Consider the following 20,389-nt stretch of genomic DNA (forward strand, 5'->3'; position numbering starts at 1 on the left):
CGACGGGAGATGCCCCGTGAGCACCGGATCCACACCCCGAGGGGACGACGCCGACGACTGGGACGACGTCGTCCTCGACGCGGACTTCATACGGGACGCCGAGGTCACCGAGCCCGCCGCGCGCACCCGGATGCTGACCGCGCGCTGGCGGCGCCGCGCGCCCGAGCCCCAGCCGTGGCGGGCGGACGAGCCACCGGCCGGCTGGTTCTGGAGCAAGCGCCGCAGGCGGCGCCGGCGGCGCTGACCTCGCCTCTCCGTTATCCGGTCGCAATTGCACGCGTAAAGACACCGCGCCACTTCCGGTGGGAGGATGCGGCCCGACTCACTGATCATGAGATCCGTGGTCGTCCGCCGACCCCGCCCCCGGAGGTGCCGTGTTCGCTCGCTCCGCGTTGCCGCCCGTCATAGCCGTCGCCGCCGTATCCGCCCTGCTGGCCGGGTGCACCAGCACCAAGTCGTCGGGGTCCGGCGGCAAGGACATCAGCCTGGTGAACTCCGGGAAGCTCACGACCTGCACTCACCTCCCCTACCCGCCGTTCCAGTCCAAGCAGGGCAAGAAGATCGTCGGCTTCGATGTGGACATGGTCGATCTCGTGGCCTCCGCGCTCCATGTGAAGCAGGAGATCGTGGACACGCCCTTCGAGGGCATCCAGTCCGGGGAGGACCTCAACACCAACCAGTGCGACGTGGCCGCCGCCGGGATGACCATCACCGAGGTGCGCGAGAAGAACCTGGACTTCTCCGCCCCCTATTTCGAGGCCACCCAGGCGCTGCTCACCACCAAGGGCAAGCCGTTCAAGTCCCTCGCCGACCTCAAGGGCAAGAAGCTCGCGGTCCAGCAGGGGACCACCGGTGAGGCCTACGCCCAGAAGCACGCCAAGGGCGCGAAGCTGGTCCAGTTCGAAGACCTCGCGCTGCTGCTGACCGCCGTCAAGACCGGCCAGACCGACGCCGGCATCAATGACAACGGTGTGCTCTACGACTACGTCAAGGACAACCCCGACACCGCGGTGGCGGCCGAGTTCGACACCGGGGAGCAGTACGGCATCGCCGTGCGGACCGGCAATGACGCACTGCGCAAGAAGATCAACGCGGTGCTCAAGGACGCGCGCGCGGACGGCTCCTACGACCGTATCTACAAGAAGTGGTTCGGCACCGCGCCCAAGAAGTGACGCCCGCCGACGGCCATCGGAGCTGAGGAGTCCGCACACTTATGGCAATGACCCGCCGGCAGCGGGCGCGGGCGATACGAGCGGTGCAGTACGCCGTGCTCGTCGCCCTGCTGCTCGCCATCGTCCTGGCCGCCGACTGGGGTGAACTGCGGCGCGCGTTCTTCGACGCCGAGGTCGCCCGGTCCCTGTTTCCCGACATCATCACCACCGCCCTGGTCAACACCGTCGTCTACACCCTGCTCGGCTTCGGCTTCGGCCTGGTCCTCGGGGTGGTGCTGGCGCTGATGCGGCTCTCGCAGGTGCCGCCGTACCGCTGGCTGGCGGTGGCCTACATCGAGTTCTTCCGCGGAGTGCCCGCGCTGCTGGTGTTCATCGCGCTCGGCTTCGGGGTGCCGCTAGCCTTCCAGGTGGCGCTGGACCGGTATGTCACGGTCATGCTGGCGCTGGGGCTCGTCGGCGCCGCCTACATCGCGGAGACGATGCGGGCGGGCATCCAGGCGGTGCCCAAGGGGCAGATGGAGGCGGCGCGTTCGCTGGGCATGTCCCACAGCAGGGCGATGGCCTCGATCATCATCCCGCAGGCGTTCCGGATCGTCCTGCCGCCGCTCACCAATGAACTGGTGCTGCTGACCAAGGACTCCTCCCTGGTCTATCTGCTGGGGCTCTCCCTGGACCAGTACGAGCTGTCCAAGTTCGGCCGGGACGCGCTCAATCAGCACCGCAGCCTCACCCCGATCCTGGTCGCCGGGGTGTGCTACCTGATCATCACCGTTCCGCTCGGCCACCTGGTGCGCCGGCTCGAGGCACGTTCGGCGAAGGCGAGGTGACCGGGATGAAGGAGACGACGGAGGCGAAGGGGACCGGCGAGGCGGACGGCATCGCCATCCGGGTGGCGGGTCTGCACAAGTCCTTCGGTGAGCTGGAGGTGCTCAAGGGCATCGATCTCACCGTCCGGCGGGGCGAGGTGGTCTGTGTCATCGGCCCCTCGGGATCCGGCAAGTCGACGCTGCTGCGCTGTGTGAACCTCCTGGAGGAGCCGACCTCGGGCTCGGTCGCCGTGGCGGGGACCGAGGTCACCGACCCGGATGTGGACATCGACCGGGTGCGGCGGCGGATCGGCATGGTCTTCCAGGCGTTCAACCTCTTTCCGCATCTGACGGCGCTGGAGAACCTCACCATCGCCCAGCGGCGGGTGCTGCGCCGCGACAAGGCGGAGGCGGCGCGGATCGGCCGGGAGACCCTGCGGCGGGTCGGCCTGAGCGACAAGGAGTCGGTCTATCCGGCGCAGCTGTCGGGCGGACAGCAGCAGCGGGTGGCCATCGCCCGGGCGCTGTCGATGGACCCGGAGCTGATGCTGTTCGACGAGCCGACCTCGGCGCTCGATCCGGAGCTGGTCGGCGATGTGCTCGCGGTGATGCGCGCCCTGGCCGACGAGGGCATGACGATGCTGGTCGTCACCCATGAGATGAGCTTCGCGCGGGAGGTCGCCGACCGGGTCGTGTTCATGGACGACGGGGTGATCGTGGAGGAGGGCGGACCGGAGCAGGTCGTGTCCGATCCGGTCCACCCCCGCACCCGGGCCTTTCTCACCCGGGTGCTGAACCCGGCCGCGGCGCGGGTCGGGGAGGTGCCGGACACGGGCCCGCACGGAGCGCGGATCGACCGCTGAGCCGCGGGTGGGCGGGGTCCGCGTGGTCGACGCGTCGACGGCTCCCGGGACCACACGAAAAGCGGGCAACCTTATCGGGGGCGGCGGCGACAAGGAGTCGCGGGCCTCCCACCTCGACGACCGGGGTCTTCCCGGCGACTTGAGGCGGCCTTAGGGTTGGTAACCGATTGCTGCCCGGTCAGGGGTTCCACGTGGGCGGTTAGGGAAGGGAGTCTCAATGGCTCGTTCCTCGGGATCGACGGGCCCCACGCTGGCGGTCGTCGCCCGTGAGGCGGGTGTGTCGGTGCCGACCGCGTCGAAGGTGGTCAACGGCCGGGAGGACGTCGCCCCCGAGACCCGCCGCCGGGTCACCGAGGTCCTGGACCGCCTGGGGTACATCCGCAGGCAGCGCTGCGAGGCGCCCAAGCCGACCGCGATCGTCGATCTGGTGGTGCACTCGCTCGACAGCGCCTGGTCGGGGGCGGTACTGCACGGCGCTGCCGAGGCCGCGCACGAGGCGGGCCTCGAGGTGGTGGTCTCGGCCGCGGCCACCCGAAGTCGCGGCGGCCGGCTCGAGTACGGCTGGCCGGAGAAGCTGTACGCCCGGGGCAGCTCGGGTGTGCTCTTCCATCTCATCGAGCTCGCCCCCGCCCAGCATTCCTGGCTCGACGAGCGGCGGATCCCGTTTGTGCTGATCGACCCCGCGAACGACCCGCCGCCCGGGGTGCCGTCCGTGGCGGCCGCCAACTGGCAGGGCGGGATGGCCGCGACCGAGCACCTCATCGGGCTGGGGCACCGCCGGATCGCGGTGATCGGCGGTCTGGGGCGGGCGGTGCGCGACGGCGGCCGGGTCGCCGGATACCGTTCGGCGATGGCGGCGGCCGGGTTGCCGGTGCCGTCCGCGTATGTGCGCTACGGCGAGATCAGCGAGGCCGGAGCGCGCCACCGGATGGGTGAGCTGCTGGATCTGCCCGAGCCGCCCACGGCCGTCTTCGTATGCTCCGATCAGATGGTGCCGGGTGTGTACCAGGCGGTCAGGGGGCGGGGCCTGAGGGTGCCGCGGGACATCAGCGTCGTGGGCTTCGACGATCTTCCGCAGGCCCGCTGGATCACGCCCGCGCTGACGACGGTCCGTCAGCCGCTGTCGGAGATGGCGGGCGCGGCGCTGCGCACACTGCTGCGGCTGATGACCGGCGAGGTGCCGGAGGCCATCCGGACCGAGCTGTCCACCCGGCTCATGATCCGGTCAAGTACCGCTCCGCCACTCCGCGCTCGCTTATGACCGAGGAGTCGAACACTGCACGGATGACCGGACGATCCCATATCCCCCGTCCCCTCCATCACCCCCGACCCGACTCCCGAGCCCACTCCTCACCCGTAACCCCTTCACCGCACCGATCGCTACGGAGGTCCGCCCACCGTGTTCATCGACCTGCCCCTGGAGCAGCTGCGCACCTACCAGCCCCCGCTGCCCGAGCCGGACGGCTTCGACGCCTTCTGGAAGCGGACGCTCGCCGAGGCCCGCACCAGCGAGCTGAACGCGGTGTTCACCGAGGAGGACACCGGACTGACCCGAGTGCACACCTACGACGTGGAGTTCTCCGGCTTCGGCGGGCACCGGATACGCGGCTGGCTGCTCGCCCCGCGGGACGTGGCGGGCCCGCTGCCGTGCGTGGTGCAGTACCTCGGCTACAGCGGCGGCCGGGGACTGCCGCACAACTGGCTGCTGTGGCCGTCGGTGGGCTACGCGGTCTTCGTGATGGACAGCCGGGGCCAGGGGTGGGTCCAGCACTCCCCCGGCGTCACCCCCGATCCGGTCGGCGGCACCGGACCCGAGACACCGGGCAAGATGACCCACGGCGTCCTCTCCCCGGACGACTACTATTACCGCCGCCTGTACACGGACGCGGTGCGGGCGGTGGAGGCCGCCCGTGAGCATCCGCTGGTGGACCCCGCGCGGATCGTGGTCAGCGGGGGCAGTCAGGGCGGTGCGCTGGCCCTGGCGGCGGCCGGGCTGGTGCCGGACCTGACGGCGGCGCTGGTGGATGTGCCGTTCATGACCCACATCCGGCGCGCGGTCGAGATCACGGACGCGGAACCCTATGGTGAACTGGCGCGGTTCTGTGCCACACAGCGCGAGCTGGCCGAGCGGGTCTTCGCCACGCTCGACCACTTCGACGGGCTCAACTTCGCGGTCCGCGCCAACGCGCCGGCGCTGTTCTCGACCGCCCTGCGCGATGAGACCACCCCGACCTCCTGCGGCTTCGCCGCCTATCACCACTACGCCGGTGAGAAGGACCTCAAGGTGTGGTCCTTCAACGGCCACGAGGGCGGCGGTACCCATCAGCAGGCCGAGCAGATCGCCTATCTGCGGAGGCTGCTGGGCTGAGCCGGACGTGCCGGGCGGCGTTCGATCGCCGCCCGGCACGGGGTAGACAGGGGCTACCCGCATCGAAGGAGCCGCCCGTGCCCGCACAGCCCCTGGAAGGCATCACCGTCGTCGCCCTGGAGCAGGCCGTCGCCGCCCCGTTCGCCACCCGTCAGCTCGCCGATCTGGGGGCCAGGGTCATCAAGGTGGAGCGGCCGGGGCGCGGGGACTTCGCCCGCGAGTACGACCGCGAGGTCAAGGGCGCGTCGGCCTACTTCGTCTGGGTCAACCGCGGCAAGGAGAGCGTCGTCCTCGACGTCAAGGACGCCACCGACCGGGCACTGCTCGACGCGATGCTCGCCCGTGCCGACGTCTTCGTGCACAATCTGGCGCCCGGCGCCGTGGACCGGCTGGGCCTGGGGGCGCAGACGCTGCGGGCCGCCCATCCCCGCCTGATCACCTGCGCGATCTCCGGATACGGGGACAGCGGCCCGTACCGCGAGAAGAAGGCCTACGACCTGCTGATCCAGTGCGAGGCGGGGCTGCTGTCGATCACCGGCAGCCCGGAGGCACCGGCCCGCCCCGGAATCTCGATCGCCGATATCGCGGGCGGGATGTACGCCTACACCGGCATCCTCACCGCGCTGTACGAGCGGGAGCGCACCGGCACGGGGACCGATCTGAGCGTGAGCCTGCTCGACGCGCTGGGCGAGTGGATGGGCCACCCCTTCTTCGCCCAGGCGTACGGCGGCACCGGAGTCGTCCGCAGCGGCGCCCGCCATCCGTCCATCTCGCCGTACGGCGCCTACCGCTGCGGGGACAGCGGTCAGGTGTTCCTGAGTGTGCAGAGCGACCGTGAATGGGTGGCCCTGTGCGAGCGGGTGCTCCGCCGCCCGGAGCTGATCCGCGATCCCCGCTTCGCGGACAATCCGCTGCGCCGCACCCATGACGAGGAGCTGACGGCCGAGCTGGAGGCGTGTTTCGCGGGCCACACCGCCGACGGGCTGATCGCGCTGCTGGACGGGGCCGGTATCGCCAATGCCCGGCTGCGCGACCTCGCGGAGTTCGCCGCCCACCCCCAGTTCGACGCCCGCGACCGCTGGGGCGAGTTCGGCTCCCCGGTGGGACCGCTGCGCGGTCTGCTGCCACCGGTGGAGGTGGCGGGACGCAGGGCCCCGATGCGGCCGGTGCCGGGGCTCGGCGAGCACACGGAGGGGGTGCGCGCCGAGTTCTCCGAGCCGGTCCCCCGCCCCGGGAATCCGGGACCCGCCTGACGGGCGGCTCGACCTCCTGTGCTAGGACGCTGGTCATGGAGATCGAGCCGATCACCCTGTCCACGCCACGGCCCGTGCGACGGCCGACGCTGGTCCAGCGCTGGGATGAACTCACCTTCCTGCACTGGCCGGTGGAGCCGGAGCGCGTGGCCCCGCTGCTGCCCGCCGGTACGCGTCCCGACACCCTCGACGGCGTCACCTATGTCGGGCTGGTCCCGTTCCTGATGCGCGGTGTGGGCTTCGGGCCGGGGCCCGGCCTGCCGTATCTGGGCACGTTCTGCGAGACGAACGTGCGGCTGTACTCGGTGGACGGGCAGGGCCGGCGCGGTGTGGTGTTCCGGTCCCTGGACGCGGCCCGGCTGCTCCCCGTGCTGGTGGGCCGGCTCACCGTCCGGCTGCCCTATCGGTGGTCCACGATGCGGCTGCGCCGTGAGAACGACGTGATCACCTACAGCTGCGGCCCGCGACGGCGCCCGGCGGCCCGGGGTGGCACGAGCCGGGCCGTGGTGAGGATAGGCGGGGCCATCGCGGAGCCCACACGGCTGGAACGGTTCCTCACCGCCCGGTGGGGTCTGCACGTCTCCTGGCACGGCCGCACAGTGCACCTGCCGAACGACCACGCACCATGGCCGCTGCACCGGGCCGAGCTGCTCGATCTCGACGACGGCCTGATCGCCACCGCGGGCCTGCCGCCCATGGCGGGCCCGCCGGTGAGCGTGCTCTACTCCCCCGGGGTCGCCGTGCGCTTCGGGACCCCGCAGCGCGCCTATGAGTCCGGGAAGTGAGGAGCGGCACAGTGCTGGTGGAGCCGGTGCGGTCGCCGTCGGGTACGCGGTGCGCGGCGCCGCGTCGACGACGCGCATCAGCGTGGCACCACTGCGGGCCCTCCACGTTCCGGGACTGCGAGTTCGCCCGCGTCAGGCGATGACCGGCGCGATGGCCTCACCCAGCCAGCGTGCGATGGCGACCACGCGGGCATCAGTGCCCGGTTGTCCCATCACCTGAAGGCCGAAGGGCAACCCACCGACGGCCATGAGCGGAACGTTCACGGCCGGAGCGCCCAGGAGCGAGCTCGGGGTATTGAATACCGGGTCTCCGGTCGGCCACCGCGCCGGCGGCTCTCCGGCGACATCGCCAAGCCACTGCGGCGCCGAGCCGGTGGATGTCGGCGCGACGACGGCGTCCACGACGCCGCCCAGACCCGCGAAAGCCGCCTGCACGACTTCGCGGTCCTGCAATGCCCGTTCGTAGCCTGCCGCACCCAGCCTCTCCGCGGCGTCGATGAAGAAGCGCTTGCTTCGCGCGCTGATGCGGTCCGGGTGCGCCTCCGCCAGGTCGCGGAAGGCCCACAGATGCTCGCGCGCGAGGATCAGGCTGGTCAACTCGGTAGCACCGACCAGTGCCCGCTCGAACCGCTCGATCAGTGGTTCGTCGCCTCGGCGGAGCACGGTCACGCCGCGGGCCTCGATCTGTCGAGTCACGCGGTCGAACGCTTCGCGGCTCCGATCGTCCAGACGGTCCCAGCCTTCGGTCTCCATGACGGCGAGGGTGAGGGGCTTTCGAGCCGGTGGCGGCGTGGAGGGCCCGCGCAACGCCGGCCAGCCAGGATCGCCGCCCACGCGACTGGCGATCTCGATGGCCACCTGCCACATGTCCTCGGGGCACGCCGCCACCACGCCGTGGGCCGTCGTGCTCGCGGTCTGCCGTTCACCGCGGTTGATGGCTCCGCGTGACGGCTTCAGACCCCAGTTCCCACAAAAGCTCGCAGGCCGCATGAGCGATCCGCCGGACTGTGTGGAGATCGTCGCGGGCACCATCGACGCCCCGACGGCCGCCGACGAGCCGGACGACGATCCACCCGGCGTGTGCTTCGGGTTGAACGGGTTGGTTGTCGGCCCGGGTTCCGGGCCCGCCAGTTCCGTGGTGACGGTCTTCCCGACCAGGACGGCGCCCGCCTGCCGCAGTGCCCACACCGCGGCGTTGTCCCGCTTCGGGAAGTTGCCCGCGTACGCGGCGCAGCCGTACTCGGTGGGCATGTCCTTCGTTTCGAGCACGTCCTTGATCCCGATGGGCATTCCGTCGATGGGGGAGAGCGGCTCCCCCCGGCGGTAGCGACGGGTACTGGCGTCAGCCTGCTCGCGCGCACCCGACTCCTCGATCACGACCCAGGCTCGCACGGTCGACTCGAGTTCGGCGATCCTCGAAAGGCAACGCTCCAGGTAATCCCGCGGCGTGTCAGCGCCGCTGCGGAACTGCTCCACCGCCGTGTGGAACCGCAGTCCTCCGAACGCGACCGGGTCGTACGTGCCGACGGTCGCGCCAGCTGAAGTAGTCACGAACACCCCCATCATCGCCGTTCCGGAAGGCGAAGCTTTCACTTCGGACCGGTTGGTGTGCCGCATGATGGCACGGCATCTCTTTATGCAGCACACGCTAGGGATGGGCCGATCCGCATGTCAAGACCATCTCGGCCGACGGCAGCGCCGGGTCGGCCCGCCCGGAAGGTACGGCCACCGGGCCGCGTGCGCGGTCATGGGGCACCCCGTGGACGGGGCGATGGCCGTCGACGTCGTGGGCACATATGGGCACATAGGGGACGAGCACGGCTGACTTGCCGGTCAGGCGGACGAGACCAACTTGCTGATCTCGTCCGCAGCCGCGACCACCATTCGCGCGAGCGCCTTCTCCCGCGAGCGGACGTAACGCATCTGCGGAATCGCCAGCGTGACCGCCGCGATGGGCCGTCCAGCGGCATTCATGACCGCCGCTCCGATGGAGGAGACGTGTGGGCGGTACCACGACGACATGTCCAACGCGTATCCCCGCTTGACCGTCCGGGCGATCTCCTTCCGGAGTTCCCCGGAAGTCAGCACCGGCGTGTCCGCGAACTCCTCCAGCTCGGACTTCAGGAGTTCGTCCACCTCGCCCGGTTCCATGCGCGCCATGATCGCGCAACCGGCCGAGCTGGCGCGAAGCGGCACCCGCGTACCGACTTCCAGGAACACGCGGATGAGTTGCGTGCTGTCCTCCCGCGCGACGATGAGGTACTCATCGCCGTCACGCAGGCCGAGGAGGACGGTCTCGTCGGTCTCGGCGGCGAGGCGCTTGATGACCGGCCCGGCCAGTTCCCGCAGATCATGCTCGCCGGCGCCGCGCAACCCGAGCGTGAGAGCCCTGGTGGTCACCCCCCACCGCACGCGCTCCGGGTCGACGATCCTCAACCAGCCGGCTTGCTGAAGCGTCACCAGGCACCGCTGCGCAGAGCTCTTCGGAATGCGCATCGCTCGCGACAGTTCCGACACGCCGATCGGCTGGCGCACGGCGACTTCCTCAAAGACGCGAAGGGTGCTCAGCACACTGTTCATCGAGGAGCGGGGGCTGCTGCCGGCGCCTCCCCGGGCGGCCGGGCCGTCGGCGGAGTGATCTGTGCGCATGGCCTGGTCAGCGTAACACCCCCCAGCACCGCGCCCACCAACTCCGGGACCGCCTGATCGAGATGGCGAACCCGGAACGCCTCCGGAACGAGCGCACCGGTCACGAGATCGATCATGTCAACTCCCAACGGCCCGAGCCGCAACCGGCCGTCCACGCGCCCGCGAGCGAGGACAGCGCCACCCATGGCAACGATCTTCACCGCCTTCGCTCCGACCGGCAGAGAGTCCCGCGCGGTGGTTGACAGAACCGCCGCGCTCCCTTCAGATTCGTTCCGGGACGCAGCACATCGTTCCGTATTTCAGCACAACAGCAGTTGAGCCATGAGCGCGCTGCCTGGACCACGCGCCCCCTGTGCGACACATCGCACACGCGGAACCTGTCCCGGCGCCACCGAATCCAGCCGCGCCACGTGGCCTTGCCGGGCATCGCCCGGCGGGTCACCGTCACCACCGCCGCGGTCTCAGCAAGGCCGAGTCATGTCGTCGCTCCGGGCCTTTGGTGCCGCACGGCCCGGGCACACCACAGGCCTCCCCGCCCTCACTTCGGCCCGGGCCCCTCATACGGGTCCCGCCGGCAGCACGCCGTTTCGCAAGCAGTACGTCCACACTCACATGGAGGCGAAGTCGCGATGGCAACCAAGCGCTATACCGGTTACCGGTCCTTCTCATATCTGGAAGCCGGAACGGACTACACCGAGTTCACGCCCTCCGCCGATGTGGACCGGCTGCCCGAGCACGACCTCGGATTGACCGCCGACGAACAGGCCCGGGCCGAGCACCTGCTGACCGACAACATCGCGGTATCGCTCCACGACCACCCGGTGCGCCTCCCCCAGCGGGCCAGGACGGAACTGCTCCAGTGGAACCGCGAGGCCCGCCTCGCCTACGGCTACGAAGGACTGAGCCGGTCCGGACTGGACGCCGTGTTCGACAACCTCGGCTGGGGCGCCTGCGAGTCCCGGAACGGGTGGAAGTGGGACGACGTCATCACCGACCTGGGAATGCGCTTGTGCGACTTCGCCCACCAGGACTACGTCATCCGTGCCGAGTCGGTCGCCGACATCCGGCGCGCCCACGCCGATGGCCGACTCGCCGTGGTCGCCGGCCTCGAGGGAGCGGCACTGATCGAGAACGAGATCGACCGGCTCGACGTGCTCCACGGACTGGGCGTCCGTCAGATCGGCATCGCCTACAGCGACGCGAACTCCCTCGGCGGCGGACTGCGAGAGCAGACCGACGGCGGCCTGACCGCACTCGGACGGCGCGCGGTCCGCCGGATGAACCAGCTCGGCATCGCCATTGACCTCTCGCACGCCGGGGACCGGACCGCGCTCGAGGTGATCGAGGCCAGCGACAAGCCCGTACTGATCACACACGCCGGTGCCCGGGGACTGTGGAAGACCGCGCGGATGAAGCCCGACGAGGTCATCCGCGCCTGCGCCGAAACAGGCGGCATGATCGGCATCGAAGCGGCCCCCTACACCACCGTCAGCCCGCAGCACCGCCGCCACACCATCGAGTCCGTAATGGACCACTTCCGCTACTGCGTCGACCTGGTCGGCATCGAAAACGTCGGATTCGGTCCGGACACCTTCTTCGGGGACCACCTGGACCTGCACCACGTGATGAGTAAGAAATGGGGGGTCGCCGACACCATCCGGTCCGGCCCCGAATTCGAAACCATCGAATCCGTAGCCGGGTTGGAAAACCCCGGCGAATGTTTCCGCAACATCACCCGCTGGCTCGTCAAGCACGGGTACTCGGACAAGGATATCTCCGCGGTCATCGGCGGCAACGCACTACGGGTGCTCGAGAAGATCTGGTGAACCGCTGACATGCGCGGCAGCGCAAGCGAGAAACGTCCTCACAACATCCAATCCTTCTCCCATGGAGCAGTGGTGCAAAAGAAAATTCTCGGCGCCGCTATGATCGGGCACGCCGTCGAGTCCTACGACTTCGTCATCTACGGCTCCTCGGCGACAATCATCGCCAGACACTTCTTCCCCGAGGACAACCCGACCCTGGCGATCCTGTCGACCCTCGCCGTCTACGGCATCGCCTTCGTGGTCCGCCCCGTCGGTGCCGCCGTCTTCGGCAGCATCGGCGACCGTCTCGGCCGGCGCATCGCGCTGTCCACCGTGGTCCTGATCATGGCGATCTCGACCGCCGCGATCGCGCTGCTGCCCGGTTACACCACAGCCGGGATCGCCGCCCCGCTGCTGCTGCTGTGCTGTCGGCTCGCCCAAGGGATATCAATGGGAGCCGAATACACCAGCGCGGCGTCCTACGTCATGGAACAGGCCCCTCCGAACAGGCGCGGACTGTGGATCAGCGCCGTAGGCAGCGCCACCTTCATCGGCTCCGCATTCGCCGCCTTCGCGCTCCTAGCCCTCCACTCGGCGTCGCCACACGCCTATACGGAATGGACCTGGCGGATCGCCTTCCTCATCGGAGGCCTCATGGCCCTGGTCGGCCTCTACATGCGCCTCAGCCTCGAGGAGACCAGCACTTTCCGGAACCTGGAGGCCCACGGCGAAACCTCGGCCCGCCCCGTCAGGGACTCATTCCGCGACTGGCGCCTCTTCCTCCTCCTGTTCACCATCTTCGCCCTCCTCGCCGTCGTCGTCCACAACCTCCTGGGCTACCTGCCCACCTACCTCACGACCACCGGCGGTCTCACCCAGACCACCGCACTCGTCGCAGGCGGCATCGCCCTCCTGCTGTGCACAGGCCTGTGCGTCCTTACCGGCGCCCTCACCGACCGCATCGGACGCAAACCACTACTGATCACCGGAGTGGTCATCGCGGTCACGGGCTCCGTACCCGCTTACATCCTTGCCGGCGGCGGAACACTCCTCACCACACTGGCCGCGGAGACCCTGCTCGTCATTCCCGCCGCCCTCATCGGCATGCCGGCGACAATCATGGCCGTAGAACTCGTCCCACCCCACATCCGCACCACCAGCACGGCACTCGCCTACAACACCGCCTACGCCGTATTCGGCGGCACGGCCCCACTCCTCGGAGCCCTCCTCACCCAGCACTTCGGACACCTGGCGCCCGGCACCTACATCACAGTCCTCGCGGCCATCGCACTCGTCATCACCACCACCGCACTACCCGAAAGCCGCAACCACACGACGACCACACGCCCGCCACACAGACACGACCGCAAGCCCACCGGCCCGTGCCCCGCTCCCTTCGGGACGACCAGGTAGTCGGCATACTTCGGCCGGTCACCGGGTGTGCGCGAGCAGCGAGGACACCAGCGGGTCGCTCCCGGCGATCAGGTCCGCACCTGCATTGACGGCATCGCTGCGGGTCCCGGTCCTCATCCGTCGGCCACGGCCACGCGCAGAGGCGCCCGGAACGACAGCAGCCCGAGCATCGGTGCGCCCTCCGCGCCTTCCACGAGGCGTGCCTTCGGCAGGCTGCGGGCCGCTGCCCGCAGGGCCACCGCCGCCTCCGTTCGGGCCAACGATGCGCCCGGGCAGCGGTGGCGCCCGGTGCCGAAGGCCAGGTGGTGGCGGATGTTCGGCCGGTGTGGGCACATCCGTTCCGGATCTGCGAAGACCTCCGGGTCCGAACCGCTGCCCATGAGCATCAACAGCATCGGTGCTCCTGCCGGCAGTTCCACTCCGCCCAGTTCCACCGGCCGCGCCACGACCCTGCGCCAGGTGGTCACCGGTGGCTCGCGCCGCAGCACCTCCTCCACCCAGGCCCAGGCCGTATCCGTCTCCTGTGCCGCGCGCGGCCACAGCCCGGGCTCGGCAAGCGCTCGGCGCAGCACGGTGGCGATGAGCTGTCCGGTGGTCGACTGGCCGGCGATGAAGACGAAGAAGCAGGCCGCGACCGCCGTCTGGGGGTCCAGCGGTGTTCCGTCGGGCAGCCGGTGCCGGGCGAGTGCTCCGAGGAAGGAGTCGGCGGTGGCCTTGCCGGTGCGCACGGTCGTGGTCAGCCATTGGTGGAACTCACCGGCCTGTTCCGCCAGTTCCAGCTGTCGGTCCGGTGCGGGCCTGCCCCAGAACAGCTCCAGTGAGGCGTCGCTCCAGCGGATCAGCGTGGCCGGGTCGATGTCGTGGATGCCCAGCAGCTCCATCAGTACCCGACAGGGAAGGACCTGGGCGAAAGCGGTGAACAGGTCGTATTCGCCGTCGGCGTCGGTCCGCGCCCGCGCCGCCTCGAGCAGTTCCGCGGCCAGGCGCTCGATCACCGGTACGGCGGCCGCGACGCGCCGTGCGTTGAAGAACCGGGTGACCACCCGGCGCAGGCCGGGGTGGCTGTCGGTGCCGTTGTTGGCGAGCGCGGGCGGGAGCTGGAAGCCGGCCCGGGCGAGCACCCGCAGCACGGCCACCGGCAGCGGGGTGACCGCGTGCTGGGCGTTGTCCGGTCGGAAGGTGGCGGGGTCGAGCAGCACCCGGCGGATGTCCCGGTGGCGGCTGACCAGCCACAGACCGGTGCCCGCGTCGTGGTGCACAGGCGCCTGCGAGCGCAGCAGGTCCAGCCAGGGGTGGGGGTCGCGAACGAAGCCGTCCCCGAACAGGTCCAGACCCTCCAGCGGACCGCCCGCGCCGGGCGGCAGCGGTCCCGCCATCCCGCTGCCGGGTCCGCCGTCGCGGACCTCCGTACCAGGTGCGGAGGTGTCCAGGGCCGGGAGGTGCACGGACGGACGCTAACACGTGGCCGCCCCGGCACCGCCGCCCTGTGCGCGGTATCACTCGGACACCCGGCGGCCGCACCGGTCGCCCGCACCGCAAGCCTCCCCCACCCGCCGACCGGTCACCGGGCGCGTGCCAGAGTACCGATTCATGGCCCAGCACCCAGTCCAGCCGACCACGCCCACCCCGGCCTCGGGCGATCGGTCGCTTCCCGCACCGGATGCCACCGCGCCTTCCGCGAGCCGGACCGATCCACAACGCGCCCACCCAGGACATGCCGCCCCCGCCCCGGCGGCGGTCTTCGACTGGATCGACCGGCGCACCGAGTTGCGCCGCCGCGCCGGGCTGACCCGTCACCTGCGCCCACGACCGGCCGACGAGCCCGTACTGGATCTGGCGGGCAACGACTACCTGGGCCTGGTCCGCCATCCGCGAGTGGTACGGGCGGCCACGGAAGCGGTGGCCCGCTGGGGCGGCGGTGCCACCGGTTCACGCCTGGTCACGGGCACCACACAACTGCACCAGGAACTCGAGGACGAACTCGCGGACTTCTGCGGCTTCGAAGCCGCGCTGGTCTTCTCCTCCGGATACACGGCCAACCTTGCCGCCCTCACAGCTCTGACGGGGCCGGGCACACTCATCGTCTTCGACGCCTGCAACCACGCCTCCCTGGTCGACGGCTGCCGACTCTCCCGGGCGAAGGTCGCACAGGTGCCGCACCGCGAGCCGGACGCGGTGCGCACCGCGCTCACCCGGCACCGCGGGGGTCGCGCCCTGGTGGTGACCGACTCGGTCTTCTCGGTGGACGGGGACGCCGCGCCGCTGACGGAGTTGGCCGAGGCGTGCCGTGCGCATGGCGCCGCGCTGCTGGTGGATGACGCGCACGGCCTCGGAGTCGTCGGCGACGGAGGCAGCGGCGCGCTGTCCGCCGCCGGTCTGGCCGGATCCCCGGACGTGGTGGCCAGCGTGACACTGTCGAAGTCGCTGGGATCCCAGGGCGGGGCGGTGCTGGGCCCCCGCAGGGTCATCCGGCACCTCACGGAGACGGCCCGCACCTTCATCTTCGACACCGGGCTCGCCCCGGCCGGCGTGGGCGCGGCCCTGGGCGCGCTGCGGCTGTTGCGCGAGGAGCCGGAGCGCGCCGCACGAGCCCGAGAGGTGGCCCGGCGGCTGTCGGCGGGCCTGGCGTCCACCGGGCTGGAGGCGAGCGTGCCGGACGCCGCCGTGGTATCCGTCCGCGCACCCTCGCCGGAAGCCGCCGTGACATGGGCGCAAGCGTGCCGGGAGGCAGGCGTGGCGGTGGGCTGCTTCCGCCCGCCGTCCACACCGGACCACCACTCCCGGCTAAGACTCACCGCACGCGGCGACCTCACCGACGAGCAGATCGAGCAAGCCGTGGCGGTGATCACCCGCTGGGCCCCGCGCGGTGGCACGGACGCCTGACTCACCAACGCCACCGGTCCCGGGCTTCAACCCGGCTGGACGGACGGCCCGGGCCGTCCGCCGCAGCACCCGGATACGAGGGGATCACTCCGGATGGGCCACCGCGTCATCCCGTAGCCGCACCGCCGCCAGCAGACTCAGCCCCGGCTCTGCCCCGCGCAGCGCCTTTATCGCCGCGACCGACGTGAGGTCCCCGGAGAAGCCGACGTCGGCCAGCCGGGAGCGGACCCAATGACCGCGCACCTGGGTCTCGGTGGCGGCCGTGGTGGATTCGACGAGCGCGACCGCGTGTTCCAGGCCCGGGCGCGTCTCGGCCGTGGCCTCGTCCAGTGCCTGGCGCAGGGCCGCCGCGACCACATGCGCGTCCCGGATCAGCACGACGTTGTGGCTCTTGCTCATTTCTCGGTTCCTCCCATATGGATCACTGGTCTTGTCATGTCCGAGGTCCAGGCATACGCGAGCGCTGGAACCGCGATACGAACATTCCGGCGCCGACCAGCGACAAGGCTCCCGATCCGAAGGTCAACCCGAGCGGTTCGTCATTGACCAGGCTGAGCGTGAGCCCCATGGCCGAGCACACGGTGAAAATGGCCGCCCGGGTATCGCCCCGCGTCAGCCGGCGCACCCGGCTGGGCTCCTGTTCCGCCAACCGGAGTGCGTACAGCCCCACCGGGCCGAATTCGTCCCGGGGCGCCCGCTCAGCATCGATGACGTGCCGGGCCGCCTCTTCAGTGAGCTCCGCCGCGCGGGCACGAGACAGGCCGTGCCGTTCTTCCAGCAGCCGCGGCAGGATCCTCAGCCACTCCTCGGGCGAGTGAACGGTCTCCGGGATTACGTCAAGTCCACCCTTGCTGGTCGGCTTGCCGGGTACGGCGAACCAGATCGCCATCAGGGCGATCCCCACCAAGCAGACGATCGGCGTCGGAAGCCTGCCAAGTCCCGTCCTGGGCAGGGCGGTGAAGGCGATGGCCGCCAGGATCGTCGTAGCGGCCGAGGCAGACCACCACCCGACAGCCCGGCGCCGGGATGCTGACCGCGGCCCGTGCGCCGCGACCAACGCGGTCGCCAGAGCGAGCGCGGTAAGGGCTGTCCCCGCCAGGCCGGCCAGGGTCAGCGGGAGACTGCCACCAGTCGAGATCCACAGCAGGACGCCGGCCACCACCGTACTCATTCCCAGCAGACCGAACACGCCGGAGCGGCGGTCGGCCGGGGTCAGGCCGTCCCGGTCGCGGGCGGCACGGACCTGATCCGGGACCCGTTCGGCGGCGACCGTCGCCGCGAACTCCGCCGGTGAGCCGAAGGCCTCCCGCGGATGCTCACCGCTCTCCGCGCGGTGCTGCCCCACTTCGGTCAGCACCGTGTCGGCGGTGTCGCCCGGCACCGACAGGGCGGCAAGCCTCAGCCGAACCCTGGCGTACCAGACTTCGACGGTCTCGTCACTCACGTACGCTCCCTGTCGACGTCGTCAACTCTGGCCAGCAGACGATCCACGGAGCCGGAGAAGTGCTCCCAGCCCACCCGCTCCTCGCGCAGCCGCGCCCGCCCGGCGTCGGTCAGCCGGTAGACCTTGCGTCCCGGGCCGCCCTCCCCCGCCTGCCAGCGGGCCTCGACCAGTCCGTCGTTCTCCAGTCGGGCCAGCACCGGGTAGAGCGCACCGCCACGGACCGTGCCGAACCCCTGCGCGGCCAACTGCTGGACCAGTGCGTACCCGTGCTGGTCGCCCTGCGCGAGCAGAGCGACCAGCAGCAGAGGCAGCATTCCTCGCAGCCAGCCGGACGAGGGCTCTCCTGTCGGCATGAGCTACTCCCCTCATCCAACTAGTCGCGGTTCGTATCTAGTTCTGTTTCAGAGTAGTTAAACACGCTTCAAGATCCGACACCACCCCGGCCCGGTTCAGCGCGCGGCGGGCAGTTGGCCGCGGAACCGCGAAGTCAGCCGATGGAGAGACCCAGGTCGGTCACATACCAGCGGCCTTCCACGACGCCGGCCTCGATCCTGATACCGACCTGGTCCTCCTCCGCTCCGGTGGAGTGCGACAGGACGATGGCCTTCAATGTCTGACCGTCCACGGTGATCTGCTCACCGTCGACCGTCGCCTTCTTGTCCTTGACCGGGACCGCGGCCACCTTCACCGTCGGGGGATTCTTCGGCTGGTCGGGCGTGAACGAGGTGTGCATACGGTGGACTTGATCCGCCATCTGTTGCGCTTCCGGCCCCTTGCCTCCGCACATCGCCTCAGTGCTGGGCTTCGCGGGAGACCCGTTGGTGGCCGGTGTGGCCATGACCGAGCAGGCCTCCTTGGGACGGTCCTCGACGACCGCGGTCACCCACTTGGCCACCACCGCCTGCACCGTGGACTGATCACCGGGCTGCCCCTTCGGGGATGGAGTGGCCCCGGCCGTCGAGGCCGAGCCCTTCGGGTCCTTCGCGTCCTTCGTGTCCTCCGCCTTCGTCGAGTCCGCCGAACACCCCGCGAGGACCGACGCCGTGGCCATCACACATACGCCGACGATCCAGCCGACGACAGCATTCCTCTTCGACCTGGTCATTCCCATTTTGCTCACGTTTCCTCAGTGGTTCCTCATGGTCCGGCATCCCCGGAATGAATTGCACACGTTCCCCGGGTGGGGAGGCCAGCCTCCCGGTACCCCCGCCAGGGGAGTGGTCGTTCCGCGTTATGTCTGGGCGATTTCCATGTCCATGAGCGGGGCGTACTGCTGGCCGGCGTAGCAGTCGGTGTCGTGCGGGCCGCCCTGGGCGGCGGGCCGGGGCAGGGAGACCTTGACGGCGAGGGCCAGGGGGTGGTGGACGAGGAGGATCTGGTCGGGGGTGGTGCCGTAGAGGGTGGCGAAGAGCTCCTTGTTGAGGAAGCCGGTGGCGACGAGGGCGTCGTAGGCGGTCTGGTCGTGGCACATGAAGTCGAAGGTGAGGGTGAAGGGGCCGGCGTTCTTCGAGCGGATCAGGGAGCAGTAGTCGAGAAGGGTGGTCACGGGGTCACAGCTCCTCGGTGACGGTGCGGAACAGTTCGGTGGGGGTGACGCCGGTGGCGACGTGGTTGAGGGTGAAGCGGTACAGGGCTCCGCGGTCCATCTCGGGTGGGGAGTAGGGGTAGGCGAGGGTGGAGACCAGGCCGTCGTACTCGGCGATGGGCAGGTGGCTGCTGGCGTGGGCGACGAACGTGGCGATGGCGTGGGCGGTCTCCTGGTCGGGTGCGGTGACGGTGATCAGGACGCCGAGTTCGCGTGGGGTGAGCGGATCGGGTTCGCTGCCGGTGAGGACGGCTCCGGCGCCGTAGAGGCGGTAGTCGATGTCGATGTCGGCGGGGTCGACCTCGCCGTCGAAGATGTCGAGGATCTTGGCGTCGAAGTACCGCTCGGCCGTCGGCAGGAGCTTGGGGAGGGCGTCGATGACGACGCGGTCGCGTACGCCGCCGATGATGACGGTCTGGTAGCCGACGAGTTCGGCGCCTTCGAGCTTGTTGGTGTAGCCGTCGGCGGGGAGGTAGCGGGCGCCGCGGACACGGACGGTCTGTTCGTCGACCGGCTCGTAGGTCGCCTCGGTGGTGTCCAGCACGCCTGACGGTTCGGCGATGTGATAGGGGTCGGCGTTCTCGTACAGGGTGTGCGCGGCGACCGACCGGGGGGTCAGCCGGGTGCCGGCGGCCAGTGTGGTGACGTCGAAGTGGTCGTCCCGCAACGTGGCGAGCAGGCCGTTGGCGGATGGCGGGACGGCACAGGCGGCGCCGCACTCGATGGTCTTGGCCATGTGCCAGGTCAGGCCCGGGTCGGCACCTCGCATATGGGGCAGTGCCGCGAACAGGGCGGTGTCGCTGGCACGACCGGCGAGGATGACGTCGCAGCCCTTCCGGAGGGCTTCCCGGAGGGGTTCTACGCCCATCATCGCGACGGTGTGACCGCGCTCGAACAACTCCCGGTCGATCTCCGGCGCGTTCGCCAGGGGCTGGATCCGGCCCGTGTCGTAGAGGTCCTTCAGCCGCTGGGCGGGCTGGTCGGAGTAGATCAGGCCGAGCTTGACGTGCAGGTCTTCTTCCGCGGCGATGGTCCGGCAGAGGGAAGCGACCTGGTCGACTCCTGCGTCACGGCCGGAGGTACCGCAGGAGCCGATGATCAGCGGCACGCCGAGCTCGTCACGGCCCCTCAGGAGCAGCCGCAGATCGCGGGTGACCGCCCGCGCGGACAGCTTCGGGGTGCCCGAGCCGAGGGCGGCGGGGCCGGAATCGGTCGAACCGGCGTCGCAGGCGATCACGTCAGGGCGGGCGGCGAGGCCGCGCGCGAGCGCGTCGGCGTCGAACCCGGCGCCGAGCGCGCCGGTGGGGGCCAGGATGCGGAGTTCCATCAGGGTGGTGCCTTTCATCGTGTCTGGAGGGAGAGA

General features: G+C 70.2%; 20 protein-coding genes. 11 read left to right on the forward strand and 9 right to left on the reverse strand.

All coding sequences use genetic code 11. The annotated features are described in order from the left end of the window. Positions 1-16: 16 nt before the first annotated feature. The 8 genes from LIV37_RS04120 to LIV37_RS04155 all read left to right on the forward strand — a co-directional run bounded on the left by LIV37_RS04120 (position 17) and on the right by LIV37_RS04155 (position 7,247). Positions 17-244, forward strand: coding sequence for an SGM_3592 family protein (locus LIV37_RS04120; protein WP_020865833.1), 228 nt, complete (start codon positions 17-19; stop codon positions 242-244). A 130-nt stretch (positions 245-374) separates the two neighbouring features. Further along, positions 375-1,172 carry an ABC transporter substrate-binding protein gene (locus tag LIV37_RS04125; RefSeq protein ID WP_020865834.1) on the forward strand — a complete coding sequence of 266 codons (798 nt, stop codon included), beginning with the start codon at positions 375-377 and terminating at the stop codon, positions 1,170-1,172. Positions 1,173-1,213: 41 nt separating this feature from the next. Continuing rightward, positions 1,214-1,999 (forward strand): amino acid ABC transporter permease, encoded by a 786-nt coding sequence (locus LIV37_RS04130; RefSeq protein ID WP_121825833.1) that lies wholly within the window; start codon positions 1,214-1,216, stop codon positions 1,997-1,999. Positions 2,000-2,004: 5 nt separating this feature from the next. Next, positions 2,005-2,841 (forward strand): amino acid ABC transporter ATP-binding protein, encoded by an 837-nt coding sequence (locus LIV37_RS04135; RefSeq protein WP_020865836.1) that lies wholly within the window; start codon positions 2,005-2,007, stop codon positions 2,839-2,841. Between the two features lie 217 nt (positions 2,842-3,058). Continuing rightward, entirely contained in the window at positions 3,059-4,102 is a 1,044-nt protein-coding gene (locus tag LIV37_RS04140; RefSeq protein WP_020865837.1) for a LacI family DNA-binding transcriptional regulator, read from the forward strand. Between the two features lie 138 nt (positions 4,103-4,240). Continuing rightward, positions 4,241-5,209, forward strand: a complete 969-nt coding sequence (locus LIV37_RS04145) for an acetylxylan esterase (RefSeq protein WP_020865838.1) — start codon at positions 4,241-4,243, stop codon at positions 5,207-5,209. Between the two features lie 77 nt (positions 5,210-5,286). After that, entirely contained in the window at positions 5,287-6,462 is a 1,176-nt protein-coding gene (locus tag LIV37_RS04150; protein WP_020865839.1) for a CaiB/BaiF CoA transferase family protein, read from the forward strand. Positions 6,463-6,497: 35 nt separating this feature from the next. Then, positions 6,498-7,247: a YqjF family protein gene (locus tag LIV37_RS04155; RefSeq protein ID WP_020865840.1), complete on the forward strand. Its 750-nt coding sequence runs from the start codon at positions 6,498-6,500 to the stop codon at positions 7,245-7,247. 132 nt (positions 7,248-7,379) lie between these two features. Here LIV37_RS04155 and LIV37_RS04160 read toward each other — a convergent pair whose 3' ends face one another. Together LIV37_RS04160 and LIV37_RS04165 are read right to left on the reverse strand one after the other, a co-directional pair. Next, positions 7,380-8,864: an amidase gene (locus LIV37_RS04160; RefSeq protein ID WP_202979656.1), complete on the reverse strand. Its 1,485-nt coding sequence runs from the start codon at positions 8,862-8,864 to the stop codon at positions 7,380-7,382. Positions 8,865-9,080: 216 nt separating this feature from the next. Continuing rightward, positions 9,081-9,827, reverse strand: coding sequence for an IclR family transcriptional regulator (locus tag LIV37_RS04165; protein ID WP_243146409.1), 747 nt, complete (start codon positions 9,825-9,827; stop codon positions 9,081-9,083). A gap of 698 nt (positions 9,828-10,525) precedes the next feature. Here LIV37_RS04165 and LIV37_RS04170 point away from each other — a divergent pair. Further along, entirely contained in the window at positions 10,526-11,722 is a 1,197-nt protein-coding gene (locus LIV37_RS04170) for a dipeptidase (RefSeq protein ID WP_020865844.1), read from the forward strand. Positions 11,723-11,794: 72 nt separating this feature from the next. Continuing rightward, positions 11,795-13,114, forward strand: a complete 1,320-nt coding sequence (locus LIV37_RS04175) for an MFS transporter (RefSeq protein WP_158634941.1) — start codon at positions 11,795-11,797, stop codon at positions 13,112-13,114. 113 nt (positions 13,115-13,227) lie between these two features. On the opposite strand, the gene LIV37_RS04180 is transcribed toward LIV37_RS04175, so the two are convergent. Continuing rightward, the gene (locus LIV37_RS04180) at positions 13,228-14,559 is read right to left on the reverse strand and encodes a cytochrome P450 (RefSeq protein WP_243146408.1); all 1,332 of its coding nucleotides are present in this window, start codon (positions 14,557-14,559) and stop codon (positions 13,228-13,230) included. 145 nt (positions 14,560-14,704) lie between these two features. Between LIV37_RS04180 and LIV37_RS04185 the strand changes: the two genes are divergently transcribed. Next, on the forward strand, positions 14,705-15,997 hold the full coding sequence (locus LIV37_RS04185; protein WP_020865847.1) for an 8-amino-7-oxononanoate synthase: 1,293 nt from the start codon (positions 14,705-14,707) through the stop codon (positions 15,995-15,997). An 84-nt stretch (positions 15,998-16,081) separates the two neighbouring features. Here the strand turns inward: LIV37_RS04185 and LIV37_RS04190 are convergent, their stop codons facing one another. The 6 genes from LIV37_RS04190 to LIV37_RS04215 form a co-directional block, all read right to left on the reverse strand. Then, positions 16,082-16,396 (reverse strand): hypothetical protein, encoded by a 315-nt coding sequence (locus tag LIV37_RS04190; RefSeq protein ID WP_020865848.1) that lies wholly within the window; start codon positions 16,394-16,396, stop codon positions 16,082-16,084. A gap of 34 nt (positions 16,397-16,430) precedes the next feature. Next, positions 16,431-17,441 carry a hypothetical protein gene (locus LIV37_RS04195; protein ID WP_020865849.1) on the reverse strand — a complete coding sequence of 337 codons (1,011 nt, stop codon included), beginning with the start codon at positions 17,439-17,441 and terminating at the stop codon, positions 16,431-16,433. Continuing rightward, positions 17,438-17,794 (reverse strand): PadR family transcriptional regulator, encoded by a 357-nt coding sequence (locus LIV37_RS04200; protein ID WP_121825830.1) that lies wholly within the window; start codon positions 17,792-17,794, stop codon positions 17,438-17,440. Before LIV37_RS04200 ends, LIV37_RS04195 begins: the two co-directional genes overlap by 4 nt. A gap of 134 nt (positions 17,795-17,928) precedes the next feature. Then, entirely contained in the window at positions 17,929-18,546 is a 618-nt protein-coding gene (locus LIV37_RS04205; protein WP_148717871.1) for a hypothetical protein, read from the reverse strand. Positions 18,547-18,672: 126 nt separating this feature from the next. Continuing rightward, positions 18,673-18,987 carry a DUF4387 domain-containing protein gene (locus tag LIV37_RS04210; protein WP_020865852.1) on the reverse strand — a complete coding sequence of 105 codons (315 nt, stop codon included), beginning with the start codon at positions 18,985-18,987 and terminating at the stop codon, positions 18,673-18,675. A 4-nt stretch (positions 18,988-18,991) separates the two neighbouring features. Continuing rightward, positions 18,992-20,371 (reverse strand): acyclic terpene utilization AtuA family protein, encoded by a 1,380-nt coding sequence (locus tag LIV37_RS04215; protein WP_020865853.1) that lies wholly within the window; start codon positions 20,369-20,371, stop codon positions 18,992-18,994. Positions 20,372-20,389: the final 18 nt, after the last annotated feature.

It is taken from the genome of Streptomyces rapamycinicus NRRL 5491, from assembly GCF_024298965.1.
In the GTDB taxonomy this organism is placed as follows: Bacteria; Actinomycetota; Actinomycetes; order Streptomycetales; family Streptomycetaceae; genus Streptomyces; species Streptomyces rapamycinicus.